The sequence below is a fragment of the Hahella sp. KA22 genome, from assembly GCF_004135205.1.
In the GTDB taxonomy this organism is placed as follows: domain Bacteria; phylum Pseudomonadota; class Gammaproteobacteria; order Pseudomonadales; family Oleiphilaceae; genus Hahella.
Genome location: NZ_CP035490.1, coordinates 2247513 through 2267378, shown reverse-complemented (window position 1 = coordinate 2267378; position 19866 = coordinate 2247513). Strand labels below are relative to the sequence as shown.

Below are 19866 nucleotides of genomic sequence, written 5' to 3'. Positions count from 1 at the left end.
AATTAGACATAGGTATAAACCGAAATAAATACCCTTGCGCAGGGTCAAAATAACTACACAAGTAACGAAGCGGCGCAATAAATTTCAATATACAGATAAATGCACAAGGGAAAGGAAAACTTAGAAATATCCCCCTTGCCCGCTTATCATTGAAACCCGTGCTACTAATTTCCCGCAACCAAGATAAGTCTGCTGATGATTAACGGTTTTTTGCTTTTTACGGTTTCTATTGCTTATATCGGCTTACTGTTCGCCATCGCCTACGTGGGAGATCAGAGCCCGCGCATGTATGTGAACGAGCGCACCCGGGTGGCGGTGTATAGCCTTTCATTAGCGGTTTATTGCACTTCCTGGACATTTTTTGGCGCGGTAGGATCAGCAGCGGCGACGGGGCTTGGGTATCTTCCCATCTACATCGGCCCCATGCTGGTTTTGATTTTCGGGGCGCCGCTGTTATCACGCATTATTCGCATCAGTAAACGCCACAACACTACTTCCATCGCCGACTTTATCGCCACGCGCTACGGCAAGTCGCAGACTCTGGCCGTCATGGTCAGCATTATCGCTATCGTTGGCATCCTTCCCTACATCGCCCTGCAACTCAAGGCTGTATCAACGGGATACAATGTGCTCACTGAAGGCGCTTTGCAGCCCAACCGCGAAGCACTGCCTCTGTTTCAGGACACCGCTTTATATATAGCCGGGGTGATGGGGCTGTTCACGATTTTGTTCGGCACCCGTCATATCGATGCGACCGAGCATCACCGAGGCATGATTCAGGCAATCGCCTTTGAATCCATTATCAAATTTATCGCCTTTATCGCTGTAGGCATTCTGGTGTGCTTTGTGATGTTCGATGGTTTGGGCGATCTAGTTCAGCGACTGGAGCAGTCAAAGCAGGATGGCGCCTTCAGCTTCGGCGCCATTTCACCCAGTAACTTTCTGGTGCAGACATTACTGGCGGCGTTCGCCATCATCTGTTTGCCGCGCCAATTTCACGTTACGGTGGTGGAGAACTATGAGCCTCGCGATATCTACACTGCGCGCTGGGCGCTGCCGCTGTATCTGTTTTTCCTGATACTGTTTGTCATACCTATCGCTGCGGCGGGCATTCTGACCTATCCCAACGGCGCCGTCGACCCGGATATCTTTGTGCTCAGCTTACCCGTGGTGGCGGGTCATGAATGGTTGGCGGTACTGTCGTTCATCGGCGGGGGCTCCGCCGCCACCAGCATGGTGATTGTATCCACCGTCACGCTCAGCACTATGTTTTGCAACGAAATTATCGTGCCGTTGTTGCTACGAATACAGGCGCTGGACCTGTCTCGTAAAAAGAACGTGCATTTCTGGCTGTTAAACATTCGCCGCGCCACAATTTTAGTCACGCTGTTGGCGGCTTTCGGCTACTACCGCATGATGGGCAGCCACTTCTCTCTTGCGTCTATCGGATTGCTGTCTTTCGTTGCGGTAGCGCAGTTCGCCCCAGCATTAATTGGCGGTATTGTCTGGCGACACGGCAACCGCCAGGGCGCCATTGTGGGCCTGATTTTCGGCTTCGCCGCCTGGATCTACACCCTGTTGATTCCCTCATTGATCAGCGTCAACCAGATTGATTCCGCCTTGATCAGCACTGGCCTGTTCAGTATGGAGTGGACTCGCCCCACCGCCCTGTTCGGCCTCGAAGGCATGGATACCATTACCCATGGGGCCCTTTGGAGCGTAGGCATAAATCTGTTTCTCTATATCACCGTCTCCCTGGCGACCACACAACGGGTCATTGAAAAAATCCAGGTAGCTTCGTTTTTCGACAGCGCACAGGACGCCGGCGCCAGCCCCACCACCTGGTTGAGCGAGGCCACTATCGAAGATATCGGCGCCTTGTCGGAGCGCTTTCTCGGCGAGGAACGCACGCGCGAAGCATTGCGCGACTTTTCTCGCCGTAACCGGGTCAAACTTTACCCCTCCAAGCCCGCCAGCGTGGAGCTGATCAAACATATCGAAAAACATCTGGCCAGCGCTATCGGCTCCTCGACTGCACGGGTGGTATTGAACTCCGCCCTCAAAGGGCAGGAGATGCAGATTGAAGACGTAGTGAGCATCGTCGATGAAGCGTCACAGGTCATCAAGTTCAACCGGGAATTATTGCAGGCCGCCATAGAGAACATGAACCTGGGGGTGTCGGTCGCGGATAAGTCTCTCAATCTGGTGGCCTGGAACAGCCGCTATGTAGAGATCTTTAACTACCCCAAAGGCTTTATGCGCGTCGGTCGTCCCGTGGCGGACCTGTTGCGTTATAACCTGCTGATGAACCATGTCCCCGCTCGACGGGCGCAGAAAATTGTTGAGCGACGCCTGCAAATGATGGCGGAAGGGCGCCCCCATGAGTACGAGCGCACGCGCCCGGACGGCACAGTCATTCTGATCCAAGGCAGCCCCATGCCGGACGGCGGCTTCGTCACCACCTTTTCTGACATCACCGGCATGCGCCGCACTGAGTTGGCGTTAAAAGAAACCAACACCTATCTGGAGCAACGCGTCAAAGAACGCACCGAAGAACTGTCCAAGCTCAACAAGCAGTTAGTGAAAGCGAAGTCCGTAGCGGAAAACGCCAACCTGAGTAAAACCCGGTTCCTGGCGTCGGCGAGTCATGACCTGTTGCAGCCGCTCAACGCTGCGCGCCTGTTCTCCTCCGCGCTCTCCAACAAAGTGAAAAACAATGAGGAATACAGCGAGCTGGTGAGCCATATCGACAGCTCTCTCAACGCCGCGGAAGAGATTCTCAGCACCTTGCTCGACATCAGCAAACTGGACGCCGGAGCCCTGGAACCGCACTTCACCACCTTCAGTATCAACGAGTTGTTACGCCATCTGAACACAGAGTTTACGGTCATCGCGGCGGAGAACGGCCTGACTATGCGCACACTGCCCAGCAACTGTTACGTTTATTCCGACCACCAATTATTGCGCCGGGTAATTCAGAACTTCCTGACCAACGCGATTCGCTACACCCGCCAGGGACGCATCGTCCTGGGCTGTCGTCGCCTCAAGGATCACGTGCGGATTGAAGTCTGGGATACCGGCCCCGGCATTCCGAAAGACCAGCTGGAGTCTATCTTTGAGGAATTCAAGCGCCTCAATCACGGACAGACGGAAAAGAAAGGCCTTGGTCTGGGTCTGGCGATCGTCGACCGGATCTGCCGCATGCTGAATTATCCGGTGGAGGTGCAATCCTGGGTGGGACAAGGCAGTAAGTTCGCCGTGACTATTCCGCTCGGCGTCAAACCCGCCGAGAAGCCCGCTGACGCCGCCAAGCCGACTCGCGCGCTGGGGAGCCTGAAAGGCGTCAACATTCTCTGCATTGATAACGAGCAGGTGATTCTTGACGGCATGCGCGCACTACTTGAGGGCTGGGGATGCACGGTGCGCACCGCGCGGGCTCCCGAAGCCGCCAAAGCGCTTTGCGCAGAGCAAGCGCCGGACATCCTTCTAGCGGACTATCAATTGGACGATGGTGAGAACGGGCTGGATACCATGGACATGCTGCAGGAAACCATGCCGACACAGCGGCCAGGCGTATTGATTACGGCGTTAAATACCGATGAGGTGAAGCAGGATGCGAAGGACAGGGGTTATCAGATTTTGCACAAGCCGGTGAAGCCGGCCGCGTTAAGAGCGATGATCAACAAAATGCTGGCGCGGGCCTGAGACTTGACTCAAACCCGCACTGGCAATTGCATTAGCCGGAGTGAGCGGCCTGTTGCTGCTGCTCCACTTCCATCTGCTGCACCGCGATGACCGCTTGAGTGCGGTTACGTACGCCCAGTTTGCGGAATAAGGCGGTGATGTGCGCTTTGACGGTGGCTTCCGATACATCCAAATCGTAGGCGATCTGTTTGTTCAGCATGCCTTCCGTCAACATTCCCAGCACCCGGAACTGCTGCGGCGTCAGTGTGGCCAGACGTTCGGAGAAGTCCGAGTGTTCCGCCTTGACGGAATCGATCTTGGCGGCGACATCCGCCGGCAGCCAGACTTCGCCATTCAGCACCGCCTGGATCGCCTGGGAAATCTCGTCCAACGGCGCCGACTTGGGAATAAAGCCGGAGGCGCCGTAATCGATAGCGCGGCGAATCACTTGCAGCTCTTCGCTGCCGGAAACGATCACCACAGGCAGGCCCGGATATTGTCCACGCATGAACACCAACCCGGAAAAACCGTGTGCGCCCGGCATATTCAAATCAAGCAAAACCAGATCCGCATCCGGATTGGCCACCACCGCATCCTGCAGGGTTGCGATGGATTCCACCTCCACCACGTCCACAAACCGCACCGCCTGAGTGACCGCTTGCTTGAGCGCGGCGCGAAACAGCGGATGATCATCGGCGATGATTATCTGTTGCGACATTAACATGAGCCCCCTCTTTCATTGCTCAGTTAAGAATTTCTGATCTATGTGCTTTTCATAGTCCTGCAACAGGGATAACGTCAACGCCGATATCATCCGGAAGACACGACGCTATGGCGCTCCGACACGATTGGCGATCAGCTCGTCAACGACGGACGGATCAGCCAGGGTCGATACGTCGCCCAGGTTGTCATGCTCATCGGCGGCAATCTTGCGCAGAATGCGCCGCATTATCTTTCCAGATCGGGTTTTCGGTAATCCCGGCGCCCACTGTATAACGTCAGGCGACGCCACAGGACCGATTTCTTTTCTCACCCACTGTCGCAACTCTTCCTTCAGGGCGTCAGTCGGCGCTTCGCTTACATTAAGCGTTATGTATACATATATGCCCTGCCCCTTGATGGCGTGCGGATATCCGACCACGGCCGCCTCCGCCACTTTGGGGTGAGAAACCAACGCACTCTCCACTTCCGCGGTTCCCATCCGGTGCCCGGACACGTTGATGACGTCATCCACTCTGCCGGTTATCCAATAGTACCCGTCTTCATCCCTGCGCGCACCATCTCCGGTGAAATAGGCCGCGTTAAAAGTAGAGAAATAGGTCTTCACAAAGCGGTCGTGATCGCCATAGACGGTGCGCATTTGCGCCGGCCAGCTATCTTTGATGATCAGATTGCCCTCGCCTGCTCCGGAGATCTCATTGCCTTCGTTATCCACCAGCGCCGGCTGCACGCCAAAAAACGGTCGTGTCGCGGAGCCGGGCTTAAGATCGTTCACCCCGGCGATAGGCGTGATCATGATGCCGCCGGTTTCGGTTTGCCACCAGGTATCCATGATCGGGCAACGGGTGTCGCCCACCACCCGATAGAACCACTCCCAGGCTTCAGGATTGATCGGTTCGCCGCAGCTGCCCATCACCCGCAGAGAACTGCGGTCCGCCGCCTGCGCCAACTCATCCCCCGCCGCCATGATGGCGCGTATCGCCGTCGGCGCGGTGTAGAACAGGTTCACTTTATGTTGCTCGACAATTCGCCAGAAGCGGGACAGGTCCGGATAGTTCGGCACGCCCTCGTACACCAATGTGGTGGCGCCGTTGCTCAACGGTCCATACAACACATAGCTATGGCCGGTGATCCAGCCAAAATCGGCGGTACACCAGAAAACATCGCCTTCCCGGTAATTAAAGACGTATTGGTGAGACAGCGATACATAGGTCAGATAACCGCCCGTGGTGTGCAACACCCCTTTGGGCGCGCCGGTGGAGCCAGAGGTGTAGAGAATAAACAGAGGATCTTCCGCATTCATCACTTCCGCCGGACAATCGTCGGACGCTTGCGCCATGACCTCCTGGTAACACAGATCGCGACCTTCCCGCCACGCCACGTCTGCGCCAGTGCGTTTGACCACAATCACCTTCTCCACCATGTCCAGATCTGGACGCGCCAGCGCTGCGTCCACATTGGCTTTAAGCGGAATAGTTTTACCGCCGCGCAACCCCTCGTCCGCCGTGATCACCAGTTTAGAGCGGCCATTCAATATACGACTCGCCAACGCTTCTGGAGAAAAGCCGCCGAACACCACAGAATGCACCGCACCGATACGGGTGCAGGCCAGCATGGCCACCGCGGTTTCCGGGATCATAGGCATGTATAGGGTCACCACGTCACCTTTAGCGACGCCCTGGGCTTTCAGTACATTAGCGAACCGGCACACCGCCGCATGCAATTCGCGATAGCTGATATGCTTGCTCTCGTTGGGATCGTCTCCCTGCCAGATAATCGCCGTCTGGTCGCCGCGCTGCTCCAGATGACGGTCAAGGCAGTTATGGGAAACATTCAGATAGCCGTCCTCAAACCAGCGTATATGCACGTCCGGCGCTTGAAAGGAGGTATCTTTGACCTTGCTGAAAGGTTTAAACCAGTCAAGGCGTTGCGCATGCTCGGCCCAGAACTTTTCCGGCTCCGTAATCGATTGCCGATAAAGGTCCTGGTATTTCTGTTCATCAAGAAAGGAATGTTGGATGACGTCCGCTTTGGACGGATAGATAGTAGACGCACTCATAATCTTGCACTCTCTGCTTTTATTATTGTTAAACCAGTATGTGTTGAGGCCTGAAGCCTTCTTTTTTCTACTCCCGCGAATCATCCCTCTGTATTAGACCTTGGTATATCGGCTTGCGATAAACAGCCAAATGCAAAGGCATTCAATAGATTGATGCCGTTACGACCTAAGTATTAAGCAGAGAATTTAAGATAACAGGCGGGAAAAGATCGGAAGATAGCCGGTCTGACTCAACGATATTTCAGCCAAATCTCGGGGGAGTCGCCTCCCCCTTTCAAAGACGCTTTACGCAGCGCGGCTGCGAGGTTTTGCCGCAGGCGGATTCATCTTCACCACCTTCGGCCGCAACGCGTACTTGTTCAGCCCCGCCACATGTACTTCTCGCAGGTAGTGCGCCCAGTCATAGATCCCGGCATTCACGGGGAACTCACTCTGGTCGTATTCGCCAAGACGAGTGGACAGCTCCTGCAGGCGACGGTTGCTGAAGGTATAGTTGGGAGAGGTATAGAAAGAAAACACCTTGGATAATTTCATGGTGGTTTCCATGTTGCTCAGCTTGCGCCCGGACGCTTTACGACCGAACAAGCCTTGCAGACGCGAACTCCATTTCAGCATGTGGAAGCTGATCGCCATCAAGGCATGAAACACAGCCCCTGGAATCATTACAAAGGGTTTCTTCGGCTTGCGGTAAAACAGTTTGTCGTGAGCCTGATAATTATGTTCCGCCTCCTGCTGCACATGACCGATCACCTCGCGAATCTTGATCGGGTTAGCTTCACTGCTGCAGCACTGGTAGATGCGGTGCGCGCCGGAATCCAGCAGCGCTTCCGTGGCGCTTAATATGATGCTGTTGGCCACAAGGTCCGCCGGAATGATATCGATAACCGCATTCTTCTTACCGGGAAACAAAGACACTTTTTCTCTGGCGTAAGCAAGAATAATAGCGTCCGCCACCTTCACGCCCTCAATCCAGCCTGGCGCAGGTCCCTGCAGCGTACTTTCAACGATAGAAGGACGCAGGATGGTGAGGGTTTTGCCATGCAGCTCCTTCATCAGTAACTGCTCGCCCATCCATTTAGTGAAGGTATAAGTGTCATTCCAACCGTATTTATTGGCTTCTTTGATGCCCAGGTCGATCAGATCCTTTTCCCTGCTATGGTCATCCGCCGCCGCAGCGGATACCTGCTCTACATCCTGCAGCAAACGCGCAATCAGCGGCTCAACTTCATAATAGCCGCGCTCTGAGCGCTCAATACGCTCTCCCGCAGGGTTGACGATTTCCTCTTCCATCACCCCCTTGTTAAAGCCATTGACGTAGCAGGTGGATACCTGCACAACCGGACAGTCCGCCGCGCGCCGCGACAGTTCAATGATATTTTTTAGGCACAAGGTATTGATGGTGAGAGCCTGATCCAGCGCTTCACGAAAGTTAACGCTGGCGGCTGAATTGATAATGATGTCGATGTCCGCCGCCAGATCGGTAAAGTCCTTCTCCGACAAACCAAACAGAGGTTCTGTCACCTCTCCGGTAACGCAGTGGATGCGGGTTTCGCACAACTCGTCGAAACGACTTCCCTGCGATGCCTTGAGAGTATCGAAAATAGATGAGGTCGCGATCTCATTCTGGAACCGCTTTCGCGCTGTCGGGTTCTTTGAATTACCCCGTATCAGCAAATAAATCTTCCCAATTGTCGGCACGCTGCGCAGCAGCTTCTCCAGTACCACCTTGCCGACGAATCCCGTTGTCCCCGTGATCAGTACATTCTTATTTGCAAAAGCAGTTAACGTAAGTGATTGCTTCATATTCGCTTAGACCTCTCTCTCCTTAAACACATTGCCGCTTGGCGTCCCAGCTTATGCGAGTCTTTTGATAATGATATTTACATTAGGTTACATCTGTATGTGTGACTGTCTCCGCAATTTCCCTAACGAAGGAGCCCCGCAGCGTACCCCGTGATATATCTCACAGCAAAAATCTGACCACCTTTACAACTTGGTCACTGATTGTTTTACAATCGATCGGCGAACCAATCACAAGCCAATCGGATAATCTCTGCTTTCTTCTTGTCCATATGTCCTACATGACCGCTGTCAGCGACAATATGCAGCGCTTTGGTTCCCCGCAGGCTGTCATATAAAAGCTTGGCGCTGGCGGGCGGATCAACGCGGTCCTCCGCGCCATGAATCACACAAACGGGGCACTGTACATTCTTTGTGCGCCGAAATGTGTCAACGATGAAGCATTCAATGGCGCCGGGAACGGGTAAACCTGAGTATGCCTGCACCAAATAGGGGTCGCCGACGACGGCGTCATTGATGCGCGGGTCCACCGCAGCGGGAACCGACTTCAGCGCAAAGGCGAGCGGCAGCCTGAGATCGCCAAATCCCAGGCGACGCTTGAATGAACCGACCAGATTGGCGGTTTTAAAAAACGGCCACTGCCACCAATTCAGCACGTTGCGCACGGTGGCGCTCAATGTCACCAAAGCGCGCAGAGACGCGCCCTGCGCCGCCGCTTCCAATACAGCCGTACCGCCGGAAGAAAAGCCCAAAGCGCCAATTCGGTGAGATTCTATTTCGCGGCGCGATTGCAGGTATTCCAGCGCCGCCACGACATCAGCCCGCCATGCTTGCATGTTCACATGAAAGCGGGGACCCGCCGACTCGCCATGACCGCGCATATCCAGGGCCAAAGCCGCTACGCCGCGATGCGCAAGCGCTTCCGCCAGTTCATAAAAATGTTCTTTGTAGCCGAAGGCGCCATGACAAATAATCGCCGCAGGAAAGCGCCCTTCCCTGGCGGGCAGGAATAAACGACCAACCAGCTCATCTCCCTGGGAGGAGAATTGCACCGGCTCCTGCTGCACAATCGGGAGAAGGTTCTGCATATCCATGCTTAAAACTTACCGTCTGGGCTGTTCGGTTGGCGGACATATGCGCAGAGACCGTCGTCAGTGAAAACCGCTTCCGCGAGTCGACGACATCGGAAACAAAAGACTGCATCATTCCCTGACTCAATCATCTGCAAACAGGATTGTTCGCACCGCTGGTTCGACTTCCAAGCCGCTGACCTTCATCAGCACCTTCAAACCAATACGGGCGTGGCTATGTTAAGCCCTCGCCGGTAAATATTAAATAAGTTAATTAGAGCACTTACTCTTAAATGCAATACGCCAAAAGTCGCACCCACTTAGATGCATGTGAACTCGCGCACACCTCTCGCTAACATTGTCTTACAATCCAATTTAACCATTTGAATTTTTATGGTTTTCAGCCTCATTTCGTTAATTCACGCAAGGTAAAAGTGAGGCCTGACGCACAGTCTTGTTACGATAAGTTAATTTAGTATTCCCCCATAACAATAACTAACAAGGGCGAAACACAACATGTCCACCAACGCAGTTGGCGTAAAGAACGCCAGGGATAAATATCGTCTCATCGGTCCGGTCTACGACTTCCTCAGCGCGCTGTACAGCGGCAAATCCATACACCAGTGCAAGATCGGCATGATCAATCCGGAGAACGTCAAACCCGGAGATAAGATCCTGTTCGCCGGCGTCGGACACGGCAAAGACGCCATCCACGCCGCCGAGCTCGGCGCGGAGGTCACCGTCGTTGACCTGTCCGCCACCATGCTCAACAAGTTTCAGGATGGCCTGACTGCATCCGGCAAGCAGCACCTGAAAATCCGTCAGGTTCACAGTGACATTTTCAAGTTTAACGAGGCGGAACACTACGACATGGTGGTCGCCAACTTTTTCCTCAACGTCTTCAGCGAAAACATGATGGAAGAAGTGTTGCGTCACTTGATTGCGCTGGCCAAACCGGGCGCCGCGATTGTGGTCGGCGACTTCGCCTTTCCTACCGGTAATATCGTTTCCCGCGCGTTCAAACAGGCCTACTGGTACGTCGCAGTGTCGCTGTTCTGGCTGATGGCGAATAACGCCATGCACAACATCTACAACTATCCCGAGTATATGGAGAGACAAGGACTGGATATCCGCAGCAAAAAATTCTTCAAGCTCCTGAACATGAATTGCTACTGGTCCGTCCTCGGACGCAAACAAGCCTGACCCGATTGTAAGGGTTACAACCCCCGACGCCGGCAACATACAAAATAACAACGAAGGAGTCAGGAAATGAGCAACCAGGCGATCGCGCTGGACTCGCTCGGCGAGTTAGGCGCAGGCAACTTTACTTTCTCTGAACGCGTTAATTACCTCAAAGAGTTCGGCTCCCATTCACAGGCGTTCTCCACTCTGCAACCGGATATGCAGTATTTCGATATCCGCGGCGTGGGCTACATCGCCTACATGCGCAAGTGGGGCCGGATATTCGTGTTGTCCGATCCGGTATGCGCGCCGCACAACTTCGAGTTGATGCTGACCCGTTTCCACAATCGTTTTCCACACGCCAATCACGTTCAGGCGACCAAGACAGTAGTGGATATTCTGCATCGTCGCTTCGGCATGTATGGCACCCAGTTTGGCTCCGAGTCGCGCATTGCGTTGAAAGACTGGAGCCTGAGCGGCAAGAAGAAACAGGTGCTGCGCACGGCGCTGAACCAGGCGGACAAGCAGGGCGTGACCGTGAAGGAGCGCTTCAGCGACGATCATACTCGGGAGATTTCCGAAGCCTGGATCAAGACCCGCAAGTGCAAGAGTAATGAAATCCGCTTTCTGATTCGTCCGATGGAGATGAACTACAAAGAAAATGAACGCCATTTTTACGCGTACCAAAATGGCGAAGCAGTGGGCTTTATTTATTTCGATCCCATCTATTACAAGAATGAGATCATCAGCTACGTGCCCAACATTTCCCGCGCCAGCGCCAATTTCAAACAGGGGCTTTTTTACACCATCATGGCCCACGCCATGGACGTGTTTAAACAGGAAGGCGTTCCCTATCTGGATTTGGGCTTGATCCCGTTGATGCTATCTGCGGATGACGAGGTTCAGGAAGCCAGGTTGCTGAAGAAGATGCTGCGACTTGTCTACGCCAAAGGCAACTTTCTCTATAACTTCAAAGGCTTGGAGTTCACTAAAACCCGCTTCCGCGGCGAGGTGGAGAAAACGTATTGCTGCCACCACAAGGCGACGCCGCTGTTGGAGTTTTTTTGTATATTCAAGTTGACCCGGCTATTTTAAGCCCGATCGACTTCACTTCGTTGACGCATGGATCGCGTCGTTCTTCTCCCGCCACCTTTTACAATACAATCTGTTCCGCGGAAGAAAAGCCTAACGCCGCGGCGCCCCGCTCCCATTCTCTATCCTGGTTAGCGCCAGAATAAAACGCTCGATGGCTCGTCGACCCTACGCCTCTTGACTCTATTCCTCTCGCCCCTGCTCTATCGCCGCCCTGTTGCGACTGAAGAAGGTAAGCCACCCTACGCGCAATGGCCTCGCCGGAGTCTACCCAGTTGATATCCGGAGCCAGTTGGCGAAGAAACGGTTTCAATAAAGGAAAGTGCGTGCAGCCAAGCACCACCTGATCCGCCTCCGCATCCAGAAACGGCTGGATGATGGCGCGCAGTCGCGCCATGTCCGGACTATGTCCGCGAACCCAGTCCTCTCCCCACTGCACCAGATCCGGCGCGCCAACTTTAATAACCTGACAATGGCTGGCGAAGTCCCGAATCAGTTCGTCGGTATACGCCCGGCGTACGGTTCCCTGGGTCGCCAGCAAGCCTATGACCTGCTTTTTGGTGTGCGTCGCCGCCGTCTTGATCGCCGGCACCACGCCAACCACTGGCTGCTCGAAGCGGGCGCGCAAATGATCCAGCACAACTGTGCTGGCGGTATTGCAGGCGACGACAATCAACTGTGCGGGGTAACGTTCGCTAACCTGCTCCACAATATGACGCACGCGGGTTTCTATCTCCTGCTCGCTTTTATCGCCATAAGGATAAAAGCCGAAGTCAGCGAGATACAAGGTGGGTAGCCAGGGCGTGTGGCGACGAATATGCCCCCAAATAGAAAGACCCCCGCTGCCGGAGTCGATAATCAACGCCGGCGCGATGGAGCCTGTCATATCATGCGCGTTCGCCGTCATTTCAGGCGATCACCGGAACTTGGCCACATAAGCGTCGATCAGGCGACCGGCGATGGTTTTCATCGGTGAGACCGCAGGCAACTGGTCAACTTTGAACCAGGCCGCTTCTTTCAGCTCCGTCGTGTCGATATTGAGGTCGCCGGACACATAACGGGCGTGATACCCCAGCATCAACTGATGAGGGAATGGCCAGGCCTGGGAGGTGACATACTCGATATCGGACACCAGTACCCCGGACTCCTCCATCACTTCTCTGACCACCGCTTCTTCCGCGCTCTCTCCCGCCTCAATGAATCCAGCCAGACAGCTGAACGTAGGCAGTTTGCTGAAGGAACGATGAGAGCGCGCCAGCAGAATCTCGTCACCGCGGTGCACCACCACGATGACACAGGGAGCCACCTTAGGATAGGAAATGTAACCGCAACCATGGCAGCGCAGGCCACGGTCTTTTTCGTTGAAGCTCAAACGCTCCCCGCAGCGGCTGCAGAAGTTTTGAGTGCGTAGCCAGTAGAGCAACTGAGAGGCGGCGTTAACCACCCGAAAATCTTCAATGTCCGCGCAGCCAAGCAGGTAGTCCCGCAAGCCCACCTCTGTCCATCCAGCCGGCGTCTGCTTGAGACTGCCGACACTGCAACTGACGCCGTCGACTTCTCCTAACAGAAACACCGGGCCTTCCGGGTTATCGACTTCTTCCGCATCCCAGGGCTGAGCATCCGGCGCGGGCAGCAATAGCTTGTCGTCGTGAAAATAAATATGGCGACGGGCGCCGCTTTCCAGACCGCTCACCAGCGCAGGATGATAACTAAACGAAACCGCCACCGCCTGTCTCCTTCAACTTCCGATATTTTATTAAACGCTTTTTTTGACGCCGCGTCTGCGCCACAACATCACGATCAATGCGAGAACCGTTAACGCCAGCGGTGCCATCAGGATATTGACCAGCTTCAACTGCCGTCCGAGATCATCGATATCTCGATCCAGGTTATGTTGCACATCCCGCAGCGCTTTGCGAATACGCAGTTTCTCCTGCTGGAAGTCCTGCAGCGCCTTTTCCTGTTCCGGCGTCAGCAATACGCCGCCGCCGGCTTCGTCGCCACCCTGTCGCGCCTGTTGCAGCTCCGCCAGTTGCTCCTCCGTTTCCGAGAGACGATCCTGCAGTTCACGCTGTTGATCTGCGAACTTCTCCTCGGCAGTGCGACGCAGCTCATCCACTTTCTCAAACGGACGGGTAAAACGTCCCCGCGAGCGGATATTGATTAAGCTGGGGTTGCCAGCCAAATAGTCCAGCGCATTCACCACCAGATCGCCATTGTTCGCCCAGGGGCTGGCGATGCGTTGTCCAAAAAACTCCTGCACCTGCACCCAGAGACGATCCGTCAGGATGTCCGTGTCGGCGATAACGACAACATTGATGTTATCGCTTTGAGTGACGCCGGGGGCGACGTGCCGAGTTACGGTTTTGGGCTCAGCAGGAGCGGCCTCTTCACCCTCAGCGCCATTTTTCGTCGGATCATCCTGCGCCGCTTCGTCTTTTACTTCTTCGGTAACGTCGATACCGTCAGGAAACGCCGTCTTGGCCGGCCCTTCCACTCGGGCGGCCATGGCGTATTGTTCACCAGTGGCTTTGAACTTTTCGAACAGCGACTCAGGGTTCTGTAAATTGGCGAACGCGCTTTCTTCAATCGGCGCGGACTCGTCGCTGGAAGTCAGCAAAGGCTTGAAGCTTGTGCTCGCGCCTTCGACTTTCTCCAGTATCCCTGGCGTGGAGACGTTAATACTCTCCAGACCCGCCAGCATAATGTCGCTCTCAGTCATACTGTCTTCCGCCAGCCCCAATAACGCCAGGTGCCGCACCGGCGTACGCGCCTGACCGACGCCAACCACCATGCTGTTTTTGAAGTCCGCCAGCACCGCGTTCTCTTTCAGACTGACGCCCCAGGCTTTCAGCAATGAATCCAATTGGCTGCGCCGAGGCATATTCGCCGCCATCATTGGCATACCAGGTTGATCCTGCTCTGCATTAGGATCGACGAACACCAGAGCGCGCCCCCCCTTCAACACAAACTGATCGATAGCCAGTTGCGCCTGCTGGGACAAGTCTTTGGGATGCACGATCATGAGAACGTCCACATCCTCATCAATCGCGTCGAAATCCTCCGGCAGCCAGCGCACGTCGAACAAGTCTTCAATCTGTTGCATGACAATCCAGGCCGGTTGCTGGGATTGCTGATACATATCGAAGCCGCCGTTGATCTGCAGGCTGGAAATGACGCCGACAACCGGCGGCTGCGCGCGATCCAGGTTGTAGATCAGCTTGCTCAGTTCATACTCAAGAAACTGCTCTTTATTAGGCTGGAAGAATGCAATGATTTCTTCTTTGTCGCCGGCCTTGCCCACCAGTCCGAAAAAGACATTATCCCCCGCCACGCCGACGGGAATCGCCTGCAGGCCTGCGGCGGTGGCTTCGTCCTCTTCTTCCGAGAAGGGAACCGGATCGACTTTCTTCAGGGTGATTTTCCCACCGCTGAGTTGCTCAAATTCTTCCAGCAGCTCCTGCACCCGACGCGCGTAGGCGCGTAACGCCGGCAGATCCTTGGAGGCGCCTTCGGAGTAGTACACCGTCAATTCGATGTCTTTGGAAAGCCCGCCCAGAATGGAGCGCGCGCCATCCGACAGGGTGTACAGACTGTTTTCAGTGAGGTCCCAGCGGAACCCGCTCATGCCCCGCTGCACCGCCAGATTAAACAGCGCCAGGGCGGCGATCACAACGATTACGACAAAACCCGCTCGCTTCATGACGTCTCCTTAGTTTGATGCCGTACGCTTGACCAGATGCGCCGTGGCCCAGACGCCCAGCACAATAATCGAGCCGAAATAAAGCACATCGCGCAGATCGATGACGCCTCGGGAAATGGCTTCGAAATGACGGAAGAAACTGAGGTCCGCCACCAGATCCAGTACGCTATTCGGCGCCCAGGCGGAGAAGAAGTCCTGCACCATGGGGAAACCGGACGCCACCAGCAGGAAGCACACCACCAGCGTAAGGATAAAGGCGATCACCTGATTCTTGGTGGCGGCGGAAAACATGGAGCCCAGCGCCAGAAAGCCGCCCGCCATAAACCAGCTGCCGATATAGCCGGCCAGAATGGCTCCGTTATCCGGGTCCCCCAGATAATTGACGGTAAACCAGAACGGCGTGGTCAGCGCCAGCGCGCCGGCCAAATACACCCAGGCCGCCATGAACTTACCCAGCACCCACACGAAAGGCTGCACGGGTAAGGTCAACAGCAATTCAATCGAGCCCGTGCTGCGCTCCTCCGCCCATAAGCGCATGGTCAAAGCCGGCACCAGCACTACGAACAACCAGGGGATGTAGTTGAAAAAGGCTTCCAGATCCGCCTGTCCGCGCTCAAAAAAGTGGCCCAGATAGAAGGTGAAGATGCCGCTCAACACCAGAAAAATGACCGTAAACAGATACGCCAGTGAGGTCGAGACGTAACTCAGCAGCTCACGTTTGAAAACAATGCCTACGCCGTTCATGCCGCCTCCATGGTCAAGCGACGGAATACGTCATCCAGTCTGCCGCGTTCTACGTGAAGCTCCTCCACATCCCAGTTGCGGGAGTGGATAAGCTGATTGACGGCGTGCAGCGGCGCTTTATCCGGCGCTGCGAAAAGCAGATAGCTCGCATCGTCCACCTGTTCAACACTGCCGACTTCCGGCAACGCCTCCAGCGACGCCAGCGCCTCATAGGCCTGGGAGAAGCGCAGGAATATCGCCTTGTGGAAACGGGACTGCGTGGCCAGTTCGGCCGGCGTGCTATTGGCGACGATACGACCCTTGGAAATGATCACCACGCGGGAGCACAGCGCATCGACCTCTTCCAATATGTGTGTGGAGATCACCACAATCTTGTCTTTGGAGAGATTCTGGATCAGTTTGCGCACTTCGTGCTTCTGGTTGGGGTCCAGTCCGTCCGTGGGCTCGTCAAGAATCAGCACCTGCGGATCATGAATCAGCGCCTGCGCCAGTCCGACGCGACGCTTGAAGCCCTTGGACAGGGTTTCAATCGGTTGTTGCATGACGTGCTGAAGGGAAACCTGAACGACTACCTGCTCTATGCGCTGTTTCAGCTGCGCCCCGCGCAGACCGCGCACCTTACCGACAAAATTCAAGAAGGCCGCCACGGTCATTTCCCCGTACAAGGGCGCGCCTTCCGGCAGATAGCCCATAATTCGCTGGGCCTGTTGCGGCGCCTGGGCCACATCAACGCCCATCACGCTGACGGAACCGCCGCTGGGTTGCACATAACCGGTAATCATCCGCATGGTGGTGGTTTTGCCCGCGCCGTTTGGACCTAAAAAACCTAAAACTTCGCCAGGAGCAATATCAAAAGAAATGCCGGATACGGCCTGAATATCGCCGTATTTCTTTTCCAGATTCTGAATTTTTATCATTGAAGGGTCTCGCGTTCGCTATATAAAGGAACGAGCGCCAAAGAGGCGGCGCATAAGTTGTTTAAAACACACCTTGCCACATTCCATTCGCCAATAATCCAGTCCTCACAACAGATTGAAGTTAAATGAAATGTTTGAAAGTTAAGCCGCAACAGGAGGACGCAAAGAGAAAGAAGAATAAGGAGTCACATCCCGCTTTGCAAGATTCCCATTTCGCTTCTACATTACATTGCAGAAAGTTTGCGCAAACCCAATCCTCGCGGAATATAGCCACTGAAAATCAAGCATTTCCGAGCTTTGCCAGTCTATGGCGGAGTCGTTAAACTAGCGGGCACTTCGCCAGGGCTAAACGGTATTTTACATGCTCGGAATCACTTCTTTTTTCTTTAACCTGCTCCGCAAAGTTCTATTTTTATGGGTCAGGACGGATGTTATCGGCAACGACGCCAAGCAGTTGGGGCTGGACCCGGAGAAACCCGTGGTCTACGTCCTGCAGCACAGTTCGCTAAGCAGTCGCCTGGTGCTGGAGCAGGAGTGCCGCCTCGCCGGCCTGCCCTCCTCCCAGGCGCCGCTGACATTGCGGGACGCGGTCCTATCGCGCAGCCACTTCTTTTTATATGAGAAGCGCGGGCAGATGTTTCGACGTCGCCATACCCCAATAATCACAGAGCGTCTGAAGCAATTGGTAAGCGCTGCACAGAAAGACCCCGGACTGGACGTGCAGATCGTGCCGGTCTCTCTGTTCTGGGGCCGGACGCCTGAGAAAGAGCGTTCCCTGTTCAAGCTGATGCTGGCGGACACCTGGTCCATCGCCGGCCGTTTGCGCCAGTTCCTCACTATTATGATTCACGGGCGCAATACTTTTATTCAGTTCAGCAAACCAATTTCCCTGCGCTATATCGTTGACGACACCCAGGACCCGCAACGCGCCAACCGTAAACTGGCGCGCTTGCTGCGCGTTCACTTCCGCCGCATGCGTCAGGCGGTGGTCGGTCCTGACCTGTCTCACCGTCGCACCCTGGTGTCCACGCTGATTCGCAGCCCAGCCGTCAAGGACGCTATTCGGGAAACCGCCCGGAAAGAAAACATCCCCCCTCAGAAAGCGAAAGAGCGGGCGCGTAAATACGCGGACGAAATCGCCTCCAACGTTTCCATCGCCGCGGTGCGTTTTCTCGACATCATCCTGACCTGGGTCTGGAACAAGATTTACAACGGCGTCAACATCAACAACATTGACGCCGTGAAAGAAGCCGCCAAGTCCAGCGCGGTAGTCTATGTGCCCTGCCATCGCAGTCACATCGACTATTTATTGCTCTCTTACGTGCTGTACAGAAATGGCCTGATGGTGCCCCATATCGCCGCCGGCATTAACCTGAACATGCCGGTAGTGGGACCGATCCTGCGTCGGGGCGGCGCCTTCTTCATGCGCCGCAGCTTCAAGAACAACAAGCTGTACACCGCCGTATTCAATGAATATATGCATTCCATGTTCACTCGCGGCCATCCAGTGGAGTATTTCGTGGAAGGCGGGCGCAGCCGCACCGGGCGCACGTTGCAGCCGAAAGCAGGCATGTTGATGATGACCGTGCGCAGCTATCTGCGTAACTACAAAAAGCCGATTACCTTCGTGCCGGTATATATCGGGTACGAGAAAATCCTGGAGGCGCGCTCTTATCTTGGCGAGCTGCGCGGCAAGAAGAAAAAAGACGAAAACATTTTCGGCCTGTTCAAATCCCTGCGTAACCTGCGCAACTCCTTTGGACGCGTCAGCGTCAACTTCGGCGAGCCCTTCGCACTGTCCGATGTGCTCGATAAAGTACAGCCGCACTGGCGCGAGCAGGCCTACGATCAAGAAGCGCGTCCCAAGTGGCTGCCGCACATGATTGACGAACTGTCGGAAATGGTGGCCACCCGCATCAATAACGCAGCGGCGCTCAACCCCATTAACATAGTCGCCACCCTGTTGCTGGCCACGCCTAAACAGGCGATGGACGAAAAAATGCTGGCGGACCATTGCGACGCGGTGGTGTCGCTGCTGCGTATGCACCCCTACAGCAACGAAATGAGTTTCCCGGAAGGCTGCGGCGCGGACTGGGTCAAATACACCGAAAGCATGGGTCTGGCGCTGCGTCAGAATCAAAAGCTGGGCGACATCATCAGCCTGGAAGGCTCCAGCGCTATTTTGCTGACCTACTATCGCAACAACATTCTGCACTTCCTGGCGCTGCCCGCGCTGGTCGCCAGTTTGTTCCAGAACAACAGCACCATGGATCGCACCAAGCTGGTGTGGCTGGTGAGTTCGATCTACCCCTACATCAAGTCAGAGCTGTTCCTGCGCTGGCACAAGGATGATGTGGACCCGGAAATCGAACGCTGGATAGAGACGTTGTGTGAAAGCAACCTGCTGCTGAAAGACAAGAACAACCTGTATCGCCCCATGGCCGGCTCCCGCGAATTCGTTCTGCTCAACGCGCTGGCGAAAACCATCATCCCGACTCTGGAGCGTTACTACATCGCCATCGCTATTCTGCGTCGTCATGGCAAAGGCGCGATCACCGCCAATGCGCTGGAGGAGCAGAGCACGTCTATGGCGGAGCGCATGTCCATCCTGTATGGCCTCAACGCGCCGGAGTTCTTTGATAAAGCCTTGTTCCGCAACTTCATCAACAATCTGAAAAGCAACGAAATCATTCAGGTGGATGAAGAAGGACATATCGTTTACGACGAAGACCTCGACAATATCGCGGAAGATGCGCGCCTGGTGCTGAATGCCGAGCTGCGCCAGAGTATTCTGCAAGTCGCCATTGAAACACAATCGACTCAGGCGCCCGCCGCCTGACGACATCCCGCCATCCCAGGGCGCGCCTTATGCGCCCTGGGGCCCTCGTCCTTTCT

The 19866-nt window shown here is 55.0% G+C and carries 13 protein-coding genes; 4 read left to right on the top strand and 9 right to left on the bottom strand.

From position 1 onward, the window contains the following. The first annotated feature begins 195 nt into the window (after positions 1 to 195). Complete coding sequence (locus EUZ85_RS10190) at positions 196 to 3705, top strand: NahK/ErcS family hybrid sensor histidine kinase/response regulator (protein WP_127969192.1); 3510 nt, start codon at positions 196 to 198, stop codon at positions 3703 to 3705. 31 nt (positions 3706 to 3736) lie between these two features. Here EUZ85_RS10190 and EUZ85_RS10185 read toward each other — a convergent pair whose 3' ends face one another. From EUZ85_RS10185 to EUZ85_RS10170, 4 genes are all read right to left on the bottom strand, one after another. Next, entirely contained in the window at positions 3737 to 4408 is a 672-nt protein-coding gene (locus EUZ85_RS10185) for a response regulator transcription factor (RefSeq protein WP_216734866.1), read from the bottom strand. A gap of 105 nt (positions 4409 to 4513) precedes the next feature. Further along, positions 4514 to 6463: an acetate--CoA ligase gene (gene acs / locus EUZ85_RS10180; RefSeq protein WP_127969191.1), complete on the bottom strand. Its 1950-nt coding sequence runs from the start codon at positions 6461 to 6463 to the stop codon at positions 4514 to 4516. Between the two features lie 285 nt (positions 6464 to 6748). After that, positions 6749 to 8266 (bottom strand): fatty acyl-CoA reductase, encoded by a 1518-nt coding sequence (locus tag EUZ85_RS10175; RefSeq protein WP_127969190.1) that lies wholly within the window; start codon positions 8264 to 8266, stop codon positions 6749 to 6751. Positions 8267 to 8472: 206 nt separating this feature from the next. Continuing rightward, positions 8473 to 9351, bottom strand: coding sequence for an alpha/beta hydrolase (locus EUZ85_RS10170; RefSeq protein ID WP_241567004.1), 879 nt, complete (start codon positions 9349 to 9351; stop codon positions 8473 to 8475). A 498-nt stretch (positions 9352 to 9849) separates the two neighbouring features. Here EUZ85_RS10170 and EUZ85_RS10165 point away from each other — a divergent pair, with 498 nt between their 5' ends. Then, positions 9850 to 10536: a class I SAM-dependent methyltransferase gene (locus EUZ85_RS10165; protein ID WP_127969188.1), complete on the top strand. Its 687-nt coding sequence runs from the start codon at positions 9850 to 9852 to the stop codon at positions 10534 to 10536. A gap of 66 nt (positions 10537 to 10602) precedes the next feature. Beyond that, positions 10603 to 11610 (top strand): DUF2156 domain-containing protein, encoded by a 1008-nt coding sequence (locus EUZ85_RS10160; protein WP_127969187.1) that lies wholly within the window; start codon positions 10603 to 10605, stop codon positions 11608 to 11610. A 58-nt stretch (positions 11611 to 11668) separates the two neighbouring features. Here the strand turns inward: EUZ85_RS10160 and murI are convergent, their stop codons facing one another. Genes murI through EUZ85_RS10135 form a run of 5 tightly spaced genes read right to left on the bottom strand, consistent with a single transcriptional unit; the run spans position 11669 to position 16971 of the window. Next, positions 11669 to 12514, bottom strand: coding sequence for a glutamate racemase (murI, locus tag EUZ85_RS10155; RefSeq protein WP_127969186.1), 846 nt, complete (start codon positions 12512 to 12514; stop codon positions 11669 to 11671). Positions 12515 to 12523: 9 nt separating this feature from the next. Beyond that, the gene (nudC, locus tag EUZ85_RS10150) at positions 12524 to 13333 is read right to left on the bottom strand and encodes an NAD(+) diphosphatase (protein ID WP_127969185.1); all 810 of its coding nucleotides are present in this window, start codon (positions 13331 to 13333) and stop codon (positions 12524 to 12526) included. Between the two features lie 30 nt (positions 13334 to 13363). Next, positions 13364 to 15310 (bottom strand): Gldg family protein, encoded by a 1947-nt coding sequence (locus EUZ85_RS10145; RefSeq protein WP_127969184.1) that lies wholly within the window; start codon positions 15308 to 15310, stop codon positions 13364 to 13366. A 9-nt stretch (positions 15311 to 15319) separates the two neighbouring features. After that, positions 15320 to 16054: an ABC transporter permease gene (locus tag EUZ85_RS10140; protein ID WP_127969183.1), complete on the bottom strand. Its 735-nt coding sequence runs from the start codon at positions 16052 to 16054 to the stop codon at positions 15320 to 15322. Then, positions 16051 to 16971, bottom strand: coding sequence for an ABC transporter ATP-binding protein (locus tag EUZ85_RS10135; RefSeq protein WP_127969182.1), 921 nt, complete (start codon positions 16969 to 16971; stop codon positions 16051 to 16053). The genes EUZ85_RS10140 and EUZ85_RS10135 overlap by 4 nt, the downstream gene beginning before the upstream one ends. A 361-nt stretch (positions 16972 to 17332) precedes the next feature. Here EUZ85_RS10135 and plsB point away from each other — a divergent pair, with 361 nt between their 5' ends. Continuing rightward, positions 17333 to 19810: a glycerol-3-phosphate 1-O-acyltransferase PlsB gene (gene plsB / locus EUZ85_RS10130; protein ID WP_127969181.1), complete on the top strand. Its 2478-nt coding sequence runs from the start codon at positions 17333 to 17335 to the stop codon at positions 19808 to 19810. Positions 19811 to 19866 lie beyond the last annotated feature (56 nt).